The sequence below is a fragment of the Alkalihalophilus lindianensis genome (assembly GCF_032843265.1).
Lineage (GTDB): Bacteria > Bacillota > Bacilli > Bacillales > Bacillaceae_D > Alkalihalophilus > Alkalihalophilus lindianensis.
On record NZ_JAWJBA010000470.1, the window covers coordinates 1 to 264 of the forward strand.

The 264-nt window shown below is 51.5% G+C and carries 1 protein-coding gene; it reads left to right on the forward strand.

The annotated features are described in order from the left end of the window. A partial coding sequence (locus RYX56_RS23060) for a glutamate--tRNA ligase family protein (protein ID WP_317124216.1) occupies positions 1 to 264 on the forward strand: 264 nt, incomplete at both ends.

Below are 264 nucleotides of genomic sequence, written 5' to 3' on the forward strand. Positions count from 1 at the left end.
TGACGGTCGCTATGCGAACCTTTCCCGTGAACAATCGGACAAGCTCGCCGCCGAAGGCAAGCCATTTGTCATTCGTATGCGTGTGCCAGACGAGGGTGTATGTAAGTTTGACGATATGCTACGTGGCGAGGTCGAGATTCCTTGGTCACAAGTGGATATGCAAGTGCTACTTAAAACCGACGGTCTACCGACCTACCATTTGGCAAACGTGGTCGATGACCATTTGATGCAGATTACCCACGTCATCCGTGGCGAAGAGTGGAT